At 73.3% G+C, this 19334-nt stretch carries 15 protein-coding genes; 7 read left to right on the top strand and 8 right to left on the bottom strand.

Going from position 1 to position 19334, the window contains the following annotated elements; genetic code table 11:
* Nucleotide 1: 1 nt before the first annotated feature.
* The 4 genes from ACZ470_RS23615 to ACZ470_RS23600 all read right to left on the bottom strand — a co-directional run bounded on the left by ACZ470_RS23615 (nt 2) and on the right by ACZ470_RS23600 (nt 5396).
* Nucleotides 2-1498, bottom strand: a complete 1497-nt coding sequence (locus ACZ470_RS23615) for a phytoene desaturase family protein (RefSeq protein WP_468430080.1) — start codon at nt 1496-1498, stop codon at nt 2-4.
* A gap of 421 nt (nt 1499-1919) precedes the next feature.
* Nucleotides 1920-2549, bottom strand: coding sequence for a TetR/AcrR family transcriptional regulator (locus ACZ470_RS23610; protein ID WP_468430079.1), 630 nt, complete (start codon nt 2547-2549; stop codon nt 1920-1922).
* A gap of 35 nt (nt 2550-2584) precedes the next feature.
* Entirely contained in the window at nt 2585-4669 is a 2085-nt protein-coding gene (locus ACZ470_RS23605) for a YhgE/Pip family protein (RefSeq protein ID WP_468430077.1), read from the bottom strand.
* A complete protein-coding gene (locus ACZ470_RS23600) occupies nt 4641-5396 on the bottom strand; it encodes an ATP-binding cassette domain-containing protein (protein ID WP_468430075.1) in 756 nt (251 codons plus the stop codon). Before ACZ470_RS23600 ends, ACZ470_RS23605 begins: the two co-directional genes overlap by 29 nt.
* 165 nt (nt 5397-5561) lie before the next feature.
* Between ACZ470_RS23600 and ACZ470_RS23595 the strand changes: the two genes are divergently transcribed.
* The 3 genes from ACZ470_RS23595 (at nt 5562) to ACZ470_RS23585 (ending at nt 7816) form a co-directional block, all read left to right on the top strand.
* Nucleotides 5562-6107: an SAV_6107 family HEPN domain-containing protein gene (locus ACZ470_RS23595; protein ID WP_468430073.1), complete on the top strand. Its 546-nt coding sequence runs from the start codon at nt 5562-5564 to the stop codon at nt 6105-6107.
* Between the two features lie 243 nt (nt 6108-6350).
* Nucleotides 6351-7121 (top strand): methyltransferase, encoded by a 771-nt coding sequence (locus ACZ470_RS23590; RefSeq protein WP_468430071.1) that lies wholly within the window; start codon nt 6351-6353, stop codon nt 7119-7121.
* 290 nt (nt 7122-7411) lie between these two features.
* On the top strand, nt 7412-7816 hold the full coding sequence (locus ACZ470_RS23585) for a DUF3040 domain-containing protein (RefSeq protein WP_468430070.1): 405 nt from the start codon (nt 7412-7414) through the stop codon (nt 7814-7816).
* A 251-nt stretch (nt 7817-8067) separates the two neighbouring features.
* Here the strand turns inward: ACZ470_RS23585 and ACZ470_RS23580 are convergent, their stop codons facing one another.
* From ACZ470_RS23580 to ACZ470_RS23565, 4 genes are all read right to left on the bottom strand, one after another.
* Nucleotides 8068-10407 (bottom strand): transglutaminase TgpA family protein, encoded by a 2340-nt coding sequence (locus ACZ470_RS23580; protein WP_468430245.1) that lies wholly within the window; start codon nt 10405-10407, stop codon nt 8068-8070.
* Nucleotides 10408-10454: 47 nt separating this feature from the next.
* Nucleotides 10455-11816 carry a DUF58 domain-containing protein gene (locus ACZ470_RS23575; protein ID WP_468430068.1) on the bottom strand — a complete coding sequence of 454 codons (1362 nt, stop codon included), beginning with the start codon at nt 11814-11816 and terminating at the stop codon, nt 10455-10457.
* A complete protein-coding gene (locus tag ACZ470_RS23570; RefSeq protein WP_468430066.1) occupies nt 11816-12853 on the bottom strand; it encodes an AAA family ATPase in 1038 nt (345 codons plus the stop codon). Before ACZ470_RS23570 ends, ACZ470_RS23575 begins: the two co-directional genes overlap by 1 nt.
* Nucleotides 12854-13145: 292 nt before the next feature.
* Nucleotides 13146-13694 (bottom strand): beta-class carbonic anhydrase, encoded by a 549-nt coding sequence (locus ACZ470_RS23565; protein WP_468430064.1) that lies wholly within the window; start codon nt 13692-13694, stop codon nt 13146-13148.
* Between the two features lie 411 nt (nt 13695-14105).
* Here ACZ470_RS23565 and rsmH point away from each other — a divergent pair, with 411 nt between their 5' ends.
* The 4 genes from rsmH to ACZ470_RS23545 all read left to right on the top strand — a co-directional run bounded on the left by rsmH (nt 14106) and on the right by ACZ470_RS23545 (nt 19334).
* Nucleotides 14106-15062 (top strand): 16S rRNA (cytosine(1402)-N(4))-methyltransferase RsmH, encoded by a 957-nt coding sequence (rsmH, locus tag ACZ470_RS23560; protein ID WP_468430062.1) that lies wholly within the window; start codon nt 14106-14108, stop codon nt 15060-15062.
* 107 nt (nt 15063-15169) lie between these two features.
* A complete protein-coding gene (gene ftsL / locus ACZ470_RS23555; RefSeq protein ID WP_468430060.1) occupies nt 15170-15679 on the top strand; it encodes a cell division protein FtsL in 510 nt (169 codons plus the stop codon).
* Between the two features lie 5 nt (nt 15680-15684).
* Nucleotides 15685-17643, top strand: a complete 1959-nt coding sequence (locus ACZ470_RS23550) for a peptidoglycan D,D-transpeptidase FtsI family protein (protein ID WP_468430059.1) — start codon at nt 15685-15687, stop codon at nt 17641-17643.
* Nucleotides 17644-17813: 170 nt separating this feature from the next.
* Entirely contained in the window at nt 17814-19334 is a 1521-nt protein-coding gene (locus ACZ470_RS23545) for a UDP-N-acetylmuramoyl-L-alanyl-D-glutamate--2,6-diaminopimelate ligase (protein ID WP_468430243.1), read from the top strand.

Below are 19334 nucleotides of genomic sequence, written 5' to 3'. Positions count from 1 at the left end.
GTCACTGCGAGCCGCGGAACTCCGGCCCCTCCACGATCAGTCCGGCGACCAGTGCCCCGGACATCCCGGCGTGCGGGAGCCCGCCGCCGGGGTGGGACCAGCCACCGGCCGTGAACAGCCCCGGCAGCCTTGTGGTGTTGGACGGGTGCAGCAGCCGCCCGCCCGCCGCGGCCAGCGCCGGAACCGGCACCGCGCCGCCCTCCGCCCCGGTCTCCTCGGCGATGTCGGCCGGGGTGCGCACCTCGTGCCACAGCAGCCGGTCGCGCAGGCCGGGTACGGCCCGCTCGGCGGCGGTGATCAGACTCTCGACGTGCGCCTCCGAGACGCCCTCAAACCCCGCGGGCACCACCGACGTGACCGTGACCGCCTCGTGGGCGGCGTCCGGGACCAGCGCCGGGTCGTCCGGCCGCAGGACCGTCACCGTGGGGCGGGCGGGCAGGCCCGCGGGGGAGCCGAACAGCGACACCAGCTCGGCCTCCCGCTCCTCCGCGTGCACGACCGTACGGTGCGCCGTCCCCTCGGGGCGCCCGCCCCGCAGCGCCAGCAGCGCCGTCACCCGGCTCGCCGCCCCCCGCTGGGCCGGAACCCCGTCGTCACCGCGCACCCGCGTCCCCCGGCCCAGCCGGTCCATCACCCCGGGAGCCACGCCGGCGACCACGAGATCCGCCTCCGCGCGCGTCCCGTCGGCGAGTTCCACCCCGGCCGCCCGGCCGTCCTTCTCCAGCACCCCGGCGACCTCCGCGCCGAAGTGGAACTCCACCCGGCGGGCCACGCACCGCTCGTACACCGCCCGCGCCAGCTCCCGCATACCGCCCCGCACGTACCACGTGCCGAAGGCGTGCTCCATGTACGGCAGCACCGCCGCGCTCGCCGGGGTCTCGCGGGGGTCGAGGCCGTACGCCAGCGCGTGGCTCTCCAGCAGGGCGATCAGCCGGGGATCGCGCAGCTCCCAGGCGCCGACCTCGGCGAGCGTGCCCGCCGTGCGCGTGCGCAGCAGCCTCTTGTGGGGGACCGCGGGATAGGGCTCACGCTCCGCCAGGACCTGCCAGTTGGGCCACAGCGGCTCCTCGAGGAGCGGCCGCCGCGAGCGGTCCCAGGCCTCCCGGGCCCGCACCAGGAAGTCGCCCCAGCGCCTGGCGGCGGACGCTCCCAGGGCGTCCTCCAGGGCCGAGACCACGCCCGCGCGGGAGGCGTTGGGCAGCGACACGCGCGTACCGTCCGCGAACACGTGGTGCGACGACGGGTCGACCTGGACCAGCTCGACGCATTCCTCCAGCGGCTCCCGGCCGGTCTTCACGAACAGATCGCGGTGGACGGCGGGCAGCGGGAGCAGACCCGGCCCCGTGTCGAAGGAGAACCCGTCGCGCTCCACACGGCGCAGCGCGCCCCCGTAGGTCTCCGTCCGCTCGTACACCGCCACCCGGTGGCCCGCGACGGCCAGCCGGGCGGCGGCCGCCATCGCGCCCATCCCGGCGCCGATCACCGCAATCCGTGCCATGCCAGGGACTTTATCCGCCGCCACCGACAGTCCGTCCCGAGTACCCGCGCCCCCGACCGGGGGACCAGTCGGCGGCACCGGGCCGTGGGCACGGGTGCGCAGCCCTGAGTATCCGTACCCAGTCGCCCAGTTGAGTACGGGCGCGGATGGGGCGGGCCCGCCGGAACGGGAGAGTGGAGACCACGGAGAGGGGCTCGCCTCCCGGAACCGGCGGCACGGGGCGCCGGAACGGCGGCGGGCCCGCGATCCGCTCCTTCCGCCGGCACCGTCGGCGGGAGCGAGGCACGGGGGAACCCGGGGGACGACCGCAACGGGGGTCCACGGGGGGACGTACGGGGGAGCAAGGAAGGCGCCGGTCCGGCCGGTGGCCCGCGGGGGACGCGGCCACCGCCGGGCCGGCGTTCTCATGCACCGGACGGGTTCAGGGTCGGCCGCTGACCCGGCCCTGGAGCAGCCGGGACAGCGCCGCGTGCACGTCGTCCAGGGAGCGCTCCGGCTGGAAGGACTTCCAGTCCAGCGCGGCCACCAGCACCATGCCGACCAGCGCCGCCGCCGTCAGCGGGACGTCGATCTCCTCGCTGAACTCGCCGTTCGCCACGCCCTCGCGCAGCACGCCCTCGACCACCGCCACGGCCTGCTGCCGCACCACCATCAGCGTGGACTGCCAGGCCCGGTTGGTGCGCCACAGCTCGGCCACGTACAGCTGGGTGAAGGCCGGGTAGCGGTCGATGAAGACGAGCCCCGCGCGGATCATCGCGTCCAGGGCGTCCACCCTGCTGCCGCCCTCCGCGGCCGTCCGCTCGGCCGCCTCCCGGAGCGAGGCGGTGAGCAGGCCGACGCCGTGCCGCAGCAGCTCCTCGAAGAGGACCGACTTGCTCGCGAAGTTGTAGTAGACCGTGCCCTTCGCGACGCCCGCCCGCTCGGCGATCTCGTCCACGGTGGTGGCGGAGAAGCCCTGTTCGGCGATGAGGGTGACGGCGGCCTCGTAGAGCTTCTGCCGGGTGGCCTCGCGGCGGGCGCTGCCGCCCGGCGTGGTGCTGCTGCTTTCCATGGCCCTGATTGTCACAGGAGGGCCGGTCCGACCGTTCACAGGCTCAGCTCCGGGTGGAGCCGGTCCAGGGTCCACACCTGGCGGCGGCGGGCCGACAGCGCGGTCAGCGCGAGGGCACCCGCGGTGAAGGCGGTCAACACGGCGCACGCCTGCCACACCGGTCCGGGGCCGCCGCCCGTGATCAGCCGCCGCAGCGCCTCCACGACATGGCTCATCGGCAGGAACGGGTGCAGCGCGTTGAAGAAGGCCGGGCTCGTCTGCACCGGGTACGTGCCGCCCGCCGAGGTCAGCTGGAGCATCAGCAGCGCGAGGACGAGGATCCGGCCGGCCGCCCCGAAGCGGGCGTTCAGCCACTGCACGATCGCCGCGAAGCACGCCGTCACCAGGAACAGGAAGCCCACCGTCCCGGCGGCCCGCGCCATCCGCAGTCCGAGCCCCCAGTGCAGCACCGACATCAGGGCCACCGTCTGGAGCACCCCGATCGCCACCACCGGCAGCCAGCCCGCCAGCGCGATCCGCCAGGCGGAGGCGCCCGCCGCGAGCGCCCGCCGGTTCATCGGCGCGATCAGCATGTACGCCACCATCGCGCCCACCCACAGCGACAGCGGGATGAAGTACGGGGCGAAGCCGGTGCCGTAGTTGGGCGCCTTGTGCAGATCGCTGGAGACGAGCCGCACCGGGTCGGCCATCACCTCCGTGCGCCGGTCGCGGTCCCGCTCGTCGTAGTCGGGGATCCTCCCCGCGCCGTCGTGCAGGCCGCCTGCGAGTTCGCCGGAGCCGTCGACGAGCTTGTAGAGGCCGCCGTTCAGATCGTCCGCGCCGGTCTTCAGCTCACCGACGCCCTTGTCCAGGTTCCGGGCGCCGGTCTCCGCGGTGCCGAGTCCCTTGTTCAGCTTCTTCGCGCCGGCGGCGACCTTGCCGGCCCCGGAGTCGAGCTTGTTGATCCGGGTGACGGCGTCGTCGAGGTCCTCGGAGAGGTGCGGCGCGCGGTCGGCGAGCGACCGGGCCTGCTTCTCCAGGGTGCCGAGGTGGGTGTCGAGCTTCTTCAGGTCGTCGCCGTGGTCGGTGACCAGGGCGTCGACGTCGCCGGCGACCGTCGCCGCGGTGGCCACCGCGTCCCGGGCCTTCTTCAGGTCCGGGCACGCGGGGTCGGGCAGGACGGGGTCCTCGCAGCGTGCCTTGTGGAGGTCGTCCATGGTGCCGGACGCCGCGCGGGCGTCCTTCGCGGCGGCCGGCGCCTTCTCCTCCAGCGTGTCGAGGTCGTCGCGGAGCCGGCCGGCCGAGTCGGCGACGAACCGCGCGGTGTCGCCGATGGTCTTCTCGTTGTCCTCGAGGAACGGGCCCACCTCGGCGTCGAGGGCGTTCACCTTGTCGGCGAGCGTCCGCGTGCCGGCCGCGACCTTCTTCGAGCCGTCCTCCAGGTCACCGGCGCCCTTGTGGAGGTCCTCAAGGCCCTTGGACAGCTTGCCGCTGCCCTTGCGCGCGTCCGTCAGGCCGTCGGCGAGGTCCTTGGAGCCCTTCTCCGCCTTCCCGATGCCGCCGCTCAGCTTGTCGGCGCCCTTCGCCGCCTTCACCGTCTCGCCGTGGATGTCCGAGAACGAGACGAAGATCCGGTCCAGGAAGGAGCGCGAGGTCTTCGTGGAGGCGGCCTGGCGCACCTCGCCGAAGACGGTGCGGGAGATCTGCCCGACGATGTAGTTGTTGGCGTCGTTCGTGCGCACCTGGAGGGCGCCGGTCTCGGGGGAGTCGCCGGAGCTGGAGGCGATACGGCGGCTGAAGTCGGCGGGCATGGTCAGCGACAGGTAGTACGTGCCGTCCTCTACGCCCCGCCGGGCCTCGGCGGCGCTCACCTCCCGCCAGTCGAACGTGCCGCTGTCGCGCAGCCCTTCGGCGATGTCGTCGCCCGCGCTGATCCGCTTCCCTTCGGCGGTCGCCCCCTCGTCGTCGTTCACGAGCGCCACCGGGATGCGGTCCAGCCGGCCGTACGGGTCCCAGAACGACCACAGGTACAGCGCTCCGTACAACAGGGGCAGCACCAGCAGGGCGACCAGGGCCGCGCGCGGCAGCTTGCCCCGGCCGAAGCGGCGCAGCTCAAGAGCGGCCAGTCGCGGCGAGCGCATCAGCGGCCTCCTTCGCCTCGTCGTGCCGGTCGGTGCCCGTGCGGACGAGCACCGCGCCGGGTGGCGCCTCGGCGCACACGGCCAGCACGGTGGTGCCGGTGCCGGCGATGGACTTCAGCAGGGCCCAGATCCCGTCCCGTTCGGCGGGCGACAGCTTCAGATCGGTGTCGTCCACACCGAGCAGCCGGGGGCGCCCCAGCAGCGCCAGCGCGAGCGACAGCCGCAGCGCCTCCACCCGCTCCAGATCCCGTACGTGGGTCCGCGCGCCCTTGGGGAGGGCCGCGAGGTCCAGTCCGGCGGTGGTCAGGGCGGTGTCGACGAGCCTGCGTTCCTCGTCGGCGCGCGCGGTGCGCGGACGCGGCAGCAGGCGGTACGGCGAGTCGCCGAAGCGGCGTCGCAGCAGGGCCTGTTCGCGCAGGTGCTCGCCGACGGTGAGGGCGGGGTCGAGGTCGGTGACGCCGCTGACGTGGGCGAGTGCGCTCGCCCGGCGGACCGCGGACATCCGCCGGGGCAGTTCGAGACCGCCGACGGCGGCCCGGCCCTCCGTGGGCCGCATCCGACCGGTGAGGGCGAGCAGCAGACAGGTCCGGCCCGAGCCGGACGGCCCCTCCACCGCGATCAGCGAGCCGGGCTCCGCGTCGGCCGAGACCCCGCGGAACGCCCAGCCCCGCGGCCCCTTCAGGCCGAAGTCGCGGGCCGTGACGGCGAATCCGGTCGGACCGTCCACAAGTCCCCCTGTTTTTGAACTGACTGGTCAGTGCAAAAACTAACCCGAACTGTCGAGCGAAGCAAAAGCCCAGGTCAGAACGGATTGTCAGTGCCATACCTCACGATGTGCACATACGGCACCTCGTGGTAGAGGAGCCGTCACGAAGACGACAGGAGGTTCGTCATGGCCAACTCGTCCGCATCCGCGGCCCGTCGGCACCGCGCAACCCGCCCTGCCCCCTCGCTGAACGGCCCGGCGAGCGACATCCACCCCGTGCTGCGCCGCACCGCCGCCCCGCCCGCCGCCCTCGACCTGCTCGCCCAGGCCCGTGCCGGACTCGACGAGGCCACCGTCCTCGAAACACCCAACGAGCGCTACGCGACGGCCCACCTCGCCGCCCTGCGCACCGCCGCCGCCGTGCTCGCCGCACGCGGCCGGCCCGAGACCTCGTCCAGGGCCCGGGCCAGGATCCGGAGCGCCTGGGAAGTGCTCCCCGAGATAGCGCCCGAGCTCACCGAGTGGAGCGCGCTGTTCGCCTCCGGAGCCGGCCGCCGCGCCCGCGCCGAGGCCGGCATCCAGGGCGCGGCCACCGCCCGGGACGCCGACGACCTCATACGCGACGTGTCGATGTTCCTCCGCCTGGTCGAACGCATGCTGGTCCTCCAGCCGTCCCTGCCCCAGCCCCGCGACGACACGGACGACCCCGGCAACATGCCCGACGCGGGCTGAGCGCCCTACAGGGGCGCGGGGCTGTGTCGACATGCGGCTCCGCCGCGGGGCGCAACGGGGGTCTGGGGGCGAAGCCCCCAGGACGGGACGGGAAGGGGCGGCGGGGGCGAAAACAAAGGGTTCACCCCCGAGCCCCCGGCCGGATGACCGCCCACCACGCCGCAGGCCATAGGCTGGGCAGCACCTGAAGCCCAACCGCCCCGCCAAAAAGCCATGGCGGTGCCCCGCCGAGGAGTCACTACCGTGTCGGACCCGATGCGACCCCGCGCCGCTCTCCGTACCGCCGTGGTCTGGGAGGTCCTCCAGGACGCCCTGGAACGCCGGGTCAAGGCGACCGGACGGCAGGCGCTGGACGTCCTCGACACCGGCGGCGGCAGCGGCAACTTCGCGGTGCCCCTCGCCCTGCTCGGCCACACCGTCACCGTGGTGGACCCCAGCCCCAACGCCCTGTTCGCCCTGGAGCGCCGCGCCGCCGAGGCCGGCGTCGCCGACCGGGTCCGAGGCGTCCAGGGCGACGCCCACGGCCTCTTCGAGGTGGCCGAGCGCGGCGGCTACGACGTCGTGCTGTGCCACGGCGTCCTGGAGTACGTCGACGACCCGGCCGAGGGCGTCCGCAACGCGGTGGCCGCCCTGCGCCCCGAGGGCGTTCTCAGCCTGCTCGCGGCGGGCCTCGGCGGCGCCGTGCTCGCCCGCGCCCTCGCCGGTCACTTCACGGAGGCCAGGCAGGCGCTCGACGACCCGAACGGCCGATGGGGCACCGGCGACCCCGTGCCGCGCCGCTTCACCGCCGACCAGCTCACCGCGCTCGTGGAGGGCGCGGGCCTCCGGGTCGGCGCGGTGCACGGCGTGCGGGTCTTCGCCGACCTCGTCCCCGGAGTGCTCGTCGACACCGAGCCCGGAGCCATGGACGCGCTGCTGAAGCTGGAGGCCGCGGCGGCCGAGCTCGCCGCCTTCCACTCCGTGGCCACGCAACTCCATGTGCTCGGTGAGACCCGGGAGACCTCTGGGGCGTGAGTGGCCCTCTGTGACGCGCTGCTGATCAGCGGCACGTCCGACGGCCCCCGCCGTGCATGGAGTGCGCCACAGGCCCCCCGAATGGCGGCTCGGCGCCGTATGATCGAGGGAGACCGTCCGGCATGACGAGTCGGCCGCCGGGGAATGAGAAGCCTCAGCGGACCGGGACGTGATGGCTGGTACCGGTTGGTCAATTGGCGCAGAGGGGCGGGTTTCACGGGGGCGATTCCCTGCCTATCCTGAAGGGACCCCCCGGGTCGCCCCGGCGACTGCACGATGAGGAGGACTCCGTGCCGCTCTCGGAGCACGAGCAGCGCATGCTCGAGCAAATGGAGCGAGCGCTGTACGCCGAAGATCCCAAGTTCGCGACAGCGCTCGAGGGTAGCGGGCTGCGTACGTACACCCGGCGACGGGTCTACCAGGCGGTCGCGGGCTTCCTCGTGGGTATTGCGCTCCTCATGGCCGGTATGGTCGCCCAGCAGGTCTGGCTCAGTGTCGTGGGGTTCCTCGTGATGCTGGGATGCGCGGTGCTCGCGGTGACCGGCTGGCGCAAGGCCCCCAAACCGGGTGAGCAGCCCACAGGCACGGCGGGCGCGCCGCCCCAGGCGGGCCGTCAGGCCAGACAACGCCGGTCCATGATGGACCGCATAGAGGAGCGCTGGCAGCGCCGCCGAGACGAACAGGGCGGCCACTAACTCCCCAAGCCAAGCCCCAGGGGGTGACCAACAAGGTTGGTCACCCCCTGAAGCACGCCCGCACTCCGCGGCCAGCCGCCCGCCCATCCGCGGGCAGTCGTGCCGCTGGGGCGGCACGGGTGGGCGCGACGGCACCCGCCAGCGCCGGGCAGCGCGACCCACCCCCGTCCGGCCCCAACGGGCAGCACCCTGCAAAGCTCGGGACCCCGAAAAGCACCGGGGGCCCCAAAGCACGGGGCCCCCGAAAAGGCTCAGCCCTGCTGCCGGAAAGGCCGCCGCCACACCGGCCGCACCGCCCGCCCCCGCTCCCGCACCCCGGCCCACCACCCGGACACGGCCCACACCACCCGCACAGCGGACCGCGGAGCGAACACCGCCCGCACCCGCACCCCCCGCCCGGCCGTACCCCGCAGCGCCGCACTCACCCGACGGACATCCTCCGTCAGCCCCGCCACCGGCCGAGGCCGCGGCGCGTACAGCACCTGCTCCACCGCGTCGGCGACGCGGTGCACCGCCGCACCCGCCCCCGTGTCGAGCCGGCCGAGCCGCACGATCCGGTCCGCCGCCCCGCGAGGCGTCAGCGACTCGTCCGGTGCGATCCCGTGGTCCCACGCCGTGTCGGTCAGCTCGTCCCAGACGGCCAGGACGTACGGCGCCGTGTCCGCCTCCGACCGTCCGTGCCCGCCCAGCCGCACCGCCCGCGTCCGCACCCGCCACAGCATCGGCGACAGCGGCAGCACCAGCACGGCCAGACCGGCCAGCACCCACGCCAGCAGCGTGTACCACTTCGGCCCGTCGTCGCCGGCCGGCAGGACCGCCTGCGGCGACTCGCTCCCGCACCCGTCCAGCCGCCTGCGCTCCGCCGAGCAGCTCTCGCTCTCGGTGGGCTCCGCCGACGGCTCCGAGGGCGCCGCCTGGGACGGCCGGGCCGGATCGGGCGCCGTACTGTCCGCGGCGTCCGGCACCGTGTACGTCGGCGTCGAACCACGGGTCGGGGTCGGCTCGAAACGGGTCCAGCCCACCCCCTCGAAGTAGAGTTCCGGCCAGGCGTGCGCGTCCCGCAGCCCGACCGTGACCGTGCCGTCCGCCTGCGGGGTGCCGGGCGCGAAGCCCACCGCGACCCGCGCCGGTATGCCCAGCGAACGGGCCATCGACGCCATCGCGAACGAGAAGTGCACGCAGAAGCCCTGCTTGTCGCGCAGGAACCGCGCGATCGCCTGCGAGCCGCTGCCGACGTCCACCTCGGTGTCGTACTCGAAGCCGCCGCTCAGCGTGAAGTACTCCTGGAGCAGGACTGCCTGCTCGTAGGCGTTGTCCGCGCCCGCGGTGACGTCACGGGCGGTGCGGGACACCACGGCGGGCAGCGAGTCGGGCAGCTCGGTGTACTCGCGTTGCAGGGCGGGCGCCGGATTCGGCGCGTCGGCCAGCTGCTCCGCCGTGGGCTGCACATGGAGGCTGCGCACCTCGTACGTCAGCCCGCGCGTGTTCTGGCCGTGGTCGCCGACCAGCGTCATGCCCACGGGCTCGTAGCGCCAGTTGCCCCGGATGCTCACCCCGCTCGGCGGATAGGGCATCGGCAGCCAGTCCTGGCCGTACCAGTCGGCGGTGGAGATCGTCGTGCCGATCTCCGTGCGCCCGACCTCGGAGCCGAGGCCCGGCGGGGTCGGGAACCTGCCGTCGGGCACGGTGGTGATGGACCGCTTCGACGGTTTCCACGTGGTGCCGTCGAAGTCGTCCAGGGACACGATCCGCAGATACAGGTCCGACGTGTCCGTCAGCTCGGAGCGGACCGACATCACCTGGCGGTCCTCGTCCACGTTCAGCGAGTCGCGCAGCGACACCAGGGGGTTCACCGCGGAGATCGTGCCGCCCCCGCCGCCGCCCGAGCCGACACCCGTGCCGGCCGGGTCCAGCAGGCCGCCGTTCATCGCGGGCAGGCCCAGCGGCACCACCAGCGCTATGCCCAGCGCGACCGCGCCGATCCGTCGCCCGGTGCGCACCGGTGCCACGGCGCCGGGCCGGTCGTCGCCGGCCCTGCGGGCCGGCCCGGCGAACACCCGCCCCCACTGGGACAAGCGGTCGCGGCCCTCGGCGAGCAGCAGCATCAGATAGCCGGTGGCCGCCAGCAGGAACCACAGCCAGTCGATGCCGTTGTCGGACAGCCCCGCCGCCACCGAGTACAGGGCGAGCAGCGGAAGCCCGGCCGGAGCGGCGCTGCGGAAGGTGACCGCGAGGAGGTCCACCAGCAGCCCGATCACCAGGACGCCGCCGATCAGCATCAGCCGGATGCCGTCGGACAGCGGTGCCGGGATCGCGTACCGGCTGACGTCGTTGCCGCCCTGCTCCAGCAGGTCGGCGAAGAAGCGGAAGGTGTCCGGCCCGGGTATCAGCCCGGCGACGGCGTGCTCACGCGCGAACGCCAGGGTCAGCAGCACCAGCGTGACCAGGACCTGCGCCGCCACCGTCAGCGGGCGCGCCAGCGGCACCCGCCGGGCCGCCGCGCCCACCCCCGACTGCACCGCCAGCAGGAACGCCGCCTGCACCAGCCAGGTCGACGGTTCGACCAGCGGCAGCAGGGCGCACGCCGCCATCAGTGTGGCCGCCCACGCGCACAGCGCCAGCCTCGCCCGCCCGCTGATCACGGTCCCTCCCCACCGCTCGCCGCCGTCAGGCCCGAACGCTCCCGGTCCGCCTGCCGCCACAGCTCTTCCACCGAGGCACCCCGCGGCACGCCCAGGGCCGTCCAGCCGGCCTCACGCAGCATCCGCAGCCGCTCCCCGCTCCTGTCCAACGCACCCGGCACATCGGCCGGTTCCCGCAGCCACGTCCCGCTGTCCAGCAGGAAGGCCACGGCGCCGCCGCTGCGCTGCCGCATCCGGGCGAGGACCGCGGCCTGCTCCTCGTCCAGATCGCCGAGGAAGGCCACCAGCAGCCCCTCGTTGCCGCCGCGCAGCACGTCGTAGGCGAGCGACAGACCCTCCCCGTCGGAGTGGTCCACCACGGCGAGGGTGTCCATCATCAGCCCGGCCGCGTCCGCCGACTCCTGACTGGCGCCCGCGAAACCGTCTGACCCCTCGCCGGGCACCGAGTTGCCCGTGTCGGTGAGCAGCCGGACCGAGAAGCCCCGCTCCAGCATGTGCACCAGCACGGAGGCCGCGCCCGACACCGCCCACTCGAACGCCGAATCCGGTCCGGCGCCCTCGTAGGCGATGGCCCGGGTGTCCAGCAGCACCGTGCACCGCGCGCGCTGCGGCTGCTCCTCGCGGCGCACCATCAGCTCGCCGTAGCGGGCGGTGGAGCGCCAGTGCACCCGGCGCAGATCGTCGCCGTAGCGGTAGCCGCGCGGGATCACGTCGTCCTCGCCGGCCAGCGCCAGCGCGCGCTGCCGCCCGTCGCCGTACCCCTTCGCCTCACCGCTCAGCCGCACCGGCGGCAGCGGCTCCACGCGCGGGACCACCGTCAGCGTGTCGTACGTCGAGAACGACCTGGTGAGCTCGCACATCCCGAACGGGTCGGACAGCCGCAGCTGGAGCGGGCCCAGCGGATAGCGGCCGCGCAGATCGGAGCGGACCCGGTAGGACACCTCGCGGCGCCCGCCCGCCTCCACCCGGTCCAGCACGAACCGAGGGCGCGGGCCGAGTACGTAGGGCACCCGGTCCTGGAGCATCAGCAGGCCCGTGGGCAGCCGTGAGACGTTGTCCATCCGCAGATGCACCCGCGCCTCCGAGCCGGCGGGCACCCGCCCCGGGGAGAGCCGGCGGCTGCCGGCGACCCGGTAGCGGGTGCGGTAGAGCACGGCCGCGCACACCAGCGGCAGCGCCGCCAGCAGCAGCCCGACCCGCAGCAGATCGCTCTGCCCGAGCACATACGCGCAGATCGCGGCCGCCACACCGGCGGCCAGGAAGGAGCGCCCGCGGGTGGTGAGTCCCGCGAGGGCCGTCCTGACACCGCTCCGGTCGCCCGTGTCGCCCTCCGTGTGGACGGCGCCCGCGGTGGTCATCACAGCCTCCGGGGCGGCTGCTGGCCGTAGCCCGGCCCGCTGTGGCCCAGGCCGAAGCCGGTCTGCGGCGGGGCCGCCGCGGGCACCGGGGTGCGTTGCAGGATCTCCTGCACCACCTGCTCCGACGTGCGGCGGTTGAGCTGGGCCTGGGCCGTGGGCAGCAGCCGGTGGGCGAGCACGGCCACGGCGAGCGCCTGCACGTCGTCGGGCAGCGCGTACTCCCGGCCGCTGAGGGCGGCGGACGCCTTCGCCGCGCGCAGCAGGTGCAGCGTCGCACGCGGGGAGGCGCCGAGTCTGAGGTCGGGGTGCGTACGGGTGGCGGAGACCAGGTCCACCGCGTACCGGCGGACCGGCTCGGCCACGTGCACGCCGCGCACCGCCTCGATCAGCTTGAGGATCTCGTGCGCGTGCGCCACCGGCTGGAGGTCCTCCAGCGGGGAGACGCCGCCGTGCACGTCCAGCATCTGGAGTTCGGCCTCCGCGCTCGGGTAGCCGACCGAGACGCGCGCCATGAAACGGTCGCGCTGGGCCTCCGGAAGCGGGTAGGTGCCCTCCATCTCGACCGGGTTCTGCGTCGCCACGACCATGAACGGGCTGGGCAGTTCGTAGGTCTTGCCGTCGATGGTGACCTGGCGCTCCTCCATCGACTCCAGCAGGGCCGACTGGGTCTTCGGCGACGCCCGGTTGATCTCGTCGCCGATGACCACCTGCGCGAAGATCGCGCCCGGCTTGAACTCGAAGTCACGGCGCTGCTGGTCCCAGATGGACACGCCGGTGATGTCCGAGGGCAGCAGGTCCGGTGTGAACTGGATCCGCCGCACCGAGCAGTCGATGGACCGCGCCAGTGCCTTGGCCAGCATCGTCTTGCCGACTCCCGGGACATCCTCGATGAGCAGATGTCCCTCGGCGAGCAGTACGGTCAGCGAGAGCCGTACGACCTCGGGCTTTCCCTCGATCACGCCTTCCACCGAATCCCGCACGCGTTCCACCACGGCGGTCAGATCAGTGAGGCTCGCTCGATCGTCATAGGTCGTCACCCGGCCCTCCTCGGCCTTTCCCCGCGCTCCGCAAGGAGCGGGGGACCCCAAATGTTCCGGGCCGACGCCTTGCTGTGCGGCCCGGCCCACCCCAATCACGGACGCCACGCGGGAAAAGTTCCGCGTGACACCACTCCCGCATTCTTGCCGCCGTTACCGTTTCGTGTCACTCGCCTGTGGACAACTGACAGCGATCTGTCAGGTCCCAGGGGTTCCACGGCCTGTTCCGCGGCCGTTTCCACGGTCCGTACCGGCTTCCGGAGTCCGGGTCGTCTCCGGGCGGGCGGCCCGGTCAGGCGGGGTCGATCTCGCGCAGCAGGCCCGTCTTCACGTCGAAGACGAAACCGCGCACGTCATCGGTGTGCAGCAGGAACGGCGAGGTGCGCACGCGCTGCATCGACTGCCGGACGTCCTGGTCCACGTCCCGGAAGGCCTCCACGGCCCAGTTGGGGCGCTGGCCGACCTCCATCTCCAGGTCGTGCCGGAACTCCTCGGTGATGGACTCCAGGCCGCAGCCGGTGTGGTGGATGAGGACCACGCTGCGGGTGCCGAGGGCCCGCTGGCTGATGGTCAGGGAGCGGATCACGTCGTCGGTGACCACACCGCCCGCGTTGCGGATGGTGTGGCAGTCGCCGAGCGAGAGGCCGAGCGCGTCGTGCAGGTCGAGCCGGGCGTCCATGCACGCCACCACGGCGACCTGGAGCACCGGGCGGGCGTCCATCCCGGGGTCGGTGAAGGCGGCCGCGTACTGCTGGTTTGCGTCGACCAGACGGTCGGTCACCGTGCCGTGGCCGGCGGTCGTGTTGTCGGGGCCGGTGGGAACCGATGCGGAAGTCGTCATAGTCATGACGGTACTGGTCACGCGGGCATCAGGCCCGTTGTGAGAGGCGACAAAGAACACCGGCCGGGCTTGGTGTGAGGTAACCCACAGGGGTGGTGTGAACCCCCTCCCACGGGTGATTCTCCCCGTGCACCCCTTGACCGCCCGTGCGGACCGCGACGCGCAGGCCGGTTGATTGACCGGGAGACAGCGTGGACTAAAGTGACGCGAAGCGGGAGGCGAGAGTGCCCCCTGCACTGATTTCCCCCTGGAGAGCCCGGCGACGGCCCGGGGCTCTCCCCGCGTGCGCCCCGCGTACGCACGGCTCGGCCTCCTCCCGCCGCCGTCGGCCCGGCGCCGGCCGCCCCTTCACCGGGGGAGGGCGGGGAACCCGGCGGTGCGTGACGGTGGCGCCGGACCTGAGAGGGCGACTTGAGCGAGAGTCGACACGTCCCGGTGATGCTCCAGCGGTGCCTGGATCTGCTGGCACCCGCCCTGGAGCGGCCCGGCGCGGTGGTGGTCGACTGCACGCTCGGCCTCGGCGGCCACAGCGAGGCCCTGCTCCAGCGGTTCCCCGAGGCGCGGCTCGTCGCCCTGGACCGCGACAAGGAGGCCCTGCGCCTGTCCGGCGAGCGCCTCGCCCCCTTCGGTGAGCGGGCCACCCTGGTGCACGCCGTCTACGACGAGCTCCCCGACGTCCTCGCCCGGCTGGACATCCCGCGCGTGCGGGGCGTCCTGTTCGACCTCGGGGTGTCCTCCATGCAGCTCGACGAGGCCGACCGCGGCTTCGCCTACGCCCAGGACGCCCCCCTCGACATGCGCATGGACCAGACGACCGGCGTCAGCGCCGCCGAGGTCCTCAACACCTACCCGCCCGGCGAACTCGTCCGCATCCTGCGCGCCTACGGCGAGGAGAAGCAGGCCAAGCGCATCGTGTCCGCCGTGGTGCGCGAACGCGAGAAGGAGCCGTTCACGAACAGCGCCCGCCTCGTCGAGCTCATCCGGGACGCGCTGCCGCAGGCCGCCAAGCGCACCGGCGGCAACCCGGCCAAGCGCACCTTCCAGGCCCTGCGGATCGAGGTCAACGGCGAGCTGTCCGTGCTGGAGCGGGCGGTCCCGGCGGCAGTGAAGGCCCTCGACGTCGGCGGACGCATCGCCGTGCTGTCGTACCACTCCCTGGAGGACCGGCTCGTGAAGCAGGTGTTCGCGGCGGGCGCCGCCACCACCGCCCCGCCCGGGCTCCCGGTCGTCCCCGAGCGCTACCAGCCCCGACTCAAGCTGCTCACGCGCGGTGCCGAACTTCCCACCGAGGAGGAGATCGCCGAGAACCGGCGCGCCGCCCCCGCGCGGCTGCGCGGCGCGGAGCGGATCCGGGCGGACGCCGAATGAGGCACGGACGGCGCATGAGGCACGGACGGGCGTGAGTCACGGACGGCACGTGAGGCGGGTGACGGGCCGGGCGTACGGGTGGGAAAAGCGAACTCAGGGGAGCGTGAGTGAGTAGGAAACCCGAACTGAAGGGTCGACCCGAGCTGAGGGGGAGGGCGGCCCGTCTCGCGCAGCTCCTGCCCACCGGGCGCGCCCAGGCGGCGCGCACGCCCTTCGTCCTTCTCGTCGTCGCGCTCCTCGGCGGCGGTCTGATCGGCCTCCTGGTGCTGAACTCCGCCCTCAGCGAGGGTGCCTTCCAGCTCGACGACCTCCAGCGGGAGACCAAGAACCTCACCGACGAGGAACAGGCCCTGCAACGGGACATCGACGCCTACTCCGCCCCCGACGCCCTCCAGCGCCGCGCCCGCGAGCTCGGCATGGTGCCCGGCGGCGACCCCGCCTTCCTGGGCCCCGACGGCAAGGTCAAGGGCGTACCGAGCCCCGCCTCCGCCGCCCGCGCCCCCCTGGTCCTCGCCCCCGAGGCGCTGGCCACCGCGACGGTCCCGCCGCCCGACACGGCGCCGAGCCCCTCGGCCGCCGTACCCACGCCCTCCTCCGCGACGACCCCCGGCAGGTGACGGAAGTGTCCGACAGGGAACCGCCCCGCCGCCGGGTACCCGGCCCCGCAAGGCCCGCCCGACCGGGCGCCGGACAGCGCCCCGGCCCCGGCGCCCGACCGGCCCGCAGGCCCGCGGGCCCCCGCCCCGCGCCTCCGAAGCTCATCCGGCTGGGCAGTCCGCGCCCCCGGCTGCGCCTGGTCGGTGTGGCCCTGACCCTGGTCCTGCTCGCCTTCGTCGTCCGCCTGTTCCAGGTGCAGGCCGTCGACGCGAGCACCTACGCCGCCAAGGCCGACCGGAACCGCTATGTGGGCCAGGTGCTGGAGGCCGAGCGCGGCGGCATCACCGACCGCCACGGCGTGGCCCTGGCGACCACCGAGGACGCGTACGACATCACCGCCGACCCCACGATGTTCGCCCCGGACGAGCTGAAGGTCGCCGACGGCCCCGAACAGGCCGCCGCCCTCCTCGCGCCGATCCTCGGCCAGGACCAGGACAAGCTGGTGGAGAAGCTGCGGCCGGGCAACAAGGCCCTGCGCTACGTCAAACTGGCCGGCCGCCAGACCCCGCAGGTCTGGAAGCAGATCAAGGACCTGAAGGCCGCCCTCGCCAAGAAGGCCGAGTCCGACAAGTCCACCGCCAACGTCCTCGCCGGCGTCTTCTCCGTGCCCACCAGCAAGCGGGTGTACCCCAATAACGAGCTCGCCGCCGGGATACTGGGCTGGGTCAACGCCGAGGGCAAGGGCGGCGGAGGCATCGAGCTCCAGCTCGACAAGCGGCTCGCCGGCAAGGACGGCAAGATCCGCTACGCCCAGTCCGGCGGCCGTCTCGTACCGACCGCGGGCTCCACCGAGACCCCGGCCGTGCCCGGCAGCGACGTCGAGCTCACCATCGACCGCGACATCCAGTGGGCCGCGCAGAACGCCATCAGCAAGCAGGTGGAGGAGTCCGAGGCCGACCGCGGCTACGTCATCGTCCAGGACACCCGCACCGGCGAGGTCCTCGCGATGGCCAACGCGCCCGGCTTTGACCCCAACGACCTCTCCGAGGCCGATCCGGAGGCGCTCGGCAACGCGGCCGTCCAGGACGCCTTCGAACCCGGCTCCACCGCCAAGGTGCTGTCGATGGCGGCGGTCCTCGAGGAGAACGTCGCCGCACCCGGCACCCATGTCGTCGTACCCAACCGGCTGCACCGCGGCGACCGCCTGTTCAAGGACGACATCGACCACCCGACCTGGTACCTGACGCTCAACGGAGTGCTCGCCAAGTCCAGCAACATCGGCACCATCCTCGCCACCGGCCAGCTCGGCAAGACCCAGGCCCAGGCCAACAAGGTCCTCTACGACTACCTGCGCAGGTTCGGCCTCGGCGGCCACACCGGTCTCGGCTTCCCCGGCGAGACCAAGGGCATCCTCGCCGCGCCCGACACCTGGTCCACCTCGCAGCAGTACACGATTCCTTTCGGCCAGGGCGTCTCCATCAACGCCATGCAGGCCGCGTCCGTCTACTCCACCATCGCCAACGGCGGCGTCCGGATCGACCCCACCCTGGTGCGCGGCTCCAAGGGCCCCGACGGACGCTTCACCCCCGCCCCCGAGCCCCGCAAGACCCGGGTCGTCAGCGAGAAGACGGCGAAGACCCTCGCCCGGATGCTGGAGTCGGTCGTGGACGACGAGGAGGGCACCGGCACCAAGGCACGCATCCCGGGCTACCGGGTCGCGGGGAAGACGGGTACGGCGAACCGGGTGGATCCGGCCACCGGCAAGTACCACGGCTACACCTCGTCCTTCGCCGGGTTCGCCCCCGCCGACAAGCCAAGGATCACCGTCTACTGCGTCATCCAGAACGCCACGAAGGGCAGCTACTTCGGCGGCCAGATCTGCGGACCCGTGTACAAGCAGGTCATGGAGTTCGCCTTGAAGACCCTCCAGGTGCCGCCGACCGGCGCCGCACCCGCCGACCTCCCGGTCACCTTCAAACCCTGACCAGTACCGAGCACCGAGCCACCAGGAACCACCCCGTGACAACGATCACCCCCGACCCCGGGAACCAGAGCACGCCCCGCCCCTCACTTGGCCCCCGAGCCGCTACGCCCGGTACGCTCACCGCCGTGCCACACGCTGATCAGTCCCAAACCACCCAGAAGGGCCACCCCGTGACATATCCGGGACCGCCCCGTCCGGTTCAGGTCTCCGCCACACCCCTCGCGGAACTCGCCGGTCAGCTGGGTGTCGCCGCCCCGGAGCAGGCCGCCGAGGTCACGGGCATCACCCATGACTCGCGCGCCGTACGCCCCGGCGACCTGTACGCCGCCCTGCCGGGCGCCCGCGCCCACGGCGCCGACTTCGTCACCCAGGCCGCCGGCCTCGGCGCGGTCGCCGTGCTGACCGACCCGTCCGGTGCCGAACGCGTCGCCGCGGCCGGACTGCCGGCGCTGGTGGTCGACGACCCGCGCGGGCGGATGGGCGAGCTGGCGGCCACCATCTACGGTCACCCGGGCCGCGATCTCCTCCAGATCGGCATCACCGGCACCTCGGGCAAGACCACGACCGCCTATCTCGTCGAGGGCGGTCTGAGGACCGTCCGCAGCACGGGACTGATCGGCACCGTGGAGATGCGCATCGGCGACGAGCGCATCAAGTCCGAGCGCACCACGCCCGAGGCCACGGACCTCCAGGCGCTGTTCGCCGTCATGCGCGAGCGCGGCACCGACGCGGTCGCCATGGAGGTCTCCAGCCACGCCCTGGTCCTGGGCCGGGTCGACGGCTGCGTCTTCGACATCGGCGTCTTCACCAACCTCAGCCCGGAGCACATGGAGTTCCACTCCGACATGGAGGACTACTTCCGGGCCAAGGCGCAGCTGTTCACGCCGAAACGCAGCAAACTCGGCGTGGTCAACGTCGACGACGAGTACGGCCGCCGGCTCGCCAAGGAGGCCACCGTCCCGGTCGTCACCTTCTCCGCCGAGGGCCACCCCGACGCCGACTGGCGCGCCGAGGACGTCGAGGTCGGCCCGATGGACTCGACGTTCACCGTGATCGGCCCCAAGGACGAGCGGATCACCGCCCGGTCCCCGCTGCCGGGCCCGTTCAACGTGGCCAACACCCTGGCCGCGATCGTCGCCCTCGCCGCCGCCGGACTCGACCCGCAGGCCGCCGCCGACGGCGTCGCCGCCGTACCGGGGGTGCCGGGCCGGCTGGAGCGCGTGGACGCCGGACAGCCGTATCTCGCGGTCGTCGACTACGCCCACAAGACCGACGCTGTGGAATCGGTGCTGCGCGCCCTGCGCAAGGTCACCGAGGGCCGGGTGCACGTCGTGCTCGGCTGCGGCGGCGACCGGGACACGACCAAGCGGGAGCCCATGGGCGCCGCCGCCGCACGGCTCGCCGACACCGCCGTACTGACCTCCGACAACCCCCGCTCCGAGGACCCCCTGTCGATCCTCGCCACCATGCTGCACGGCGCCGCCTCCGTGCCCGCCCACGAGCGCGGCGAGGTGCAGGTCTTCGAGGACCGGGCCGCCGCGATCGCCGCCGCCGTCGCGCGGGCGCGGCCCGGCGACACCGTGCTGGTCGCCGGCAAGGGCCACGAGCAGGGGCAGGACATCGCCGGGGTGGTGCGTCCCTTCGACGACCGCCAGGTGCTTCGGGAAGCCATCAAGAAGACCCAGGGATGA

The organism is Streptomyces sp. NPDC031111, from assembly GCF_055570675.1.
This window is presented reverse-complemented; position numbering and strand designations above follow the sequence as displayed.

What these genes read in the sequence shown, in the direction of transcription:
- ACZ470_RS23615 (WP_468430080.1), bottom strand. Translation starts at nt 1,498, where the DNA reads ATGGCACGGATTGCGGTGATCGGCGCCGGGATGGGCGCGATGGCGGCC.
- ACZ470_RS23595 (WP_468430073.1), top strand. Translation starts at nt 5,562, where the DNA reads ATGGCCAACTCGTCCGCATCCGCGGCCCGTCGGCACCGCGCAACCCGC.
- ACZ470_RS23605 (WP_468430077.1), bottom strand. Translation starts at nt 4,669, where the DNA reads ATGCGCTCGCCGCGACTGGCCGCTCTTGAGCTGCGCCGCTTCGGCCGG.
- ACZ470_RS23575 (WP_468430068.1), bottom strand. Translation starts at nt 11,816, where the DNA reads ATGACCACCGCGGGCGCCGTCCACACGGAGGGCGACACGGGCGACCGG.
- ACZ470_RS23580 (WP_468430245.1), bottom strand. Translation starts at nt 10,407, where the DNA reads ATGGCGGCGTGCGCCCTGCTGCCGCTGGTCGAACCGTCGACCTGGCTG.
- ACZ470_RS23610 (WP_468430079.1), bottom strand. Translation starts at nt 2,549, where the DNA reads ATGGAAAGCAGCAGCACCACGCCGGGCGGCAGCGCCCGCCGCGAGGCC.
- ACZ470_RS23565 (WP_468430064.1), bottom strand. Translation starts at nt 13,694, where the DNA reads ATGACGACTTCCGCATCGGTTCCCACCGGCCCCGACAACACGACCGCC.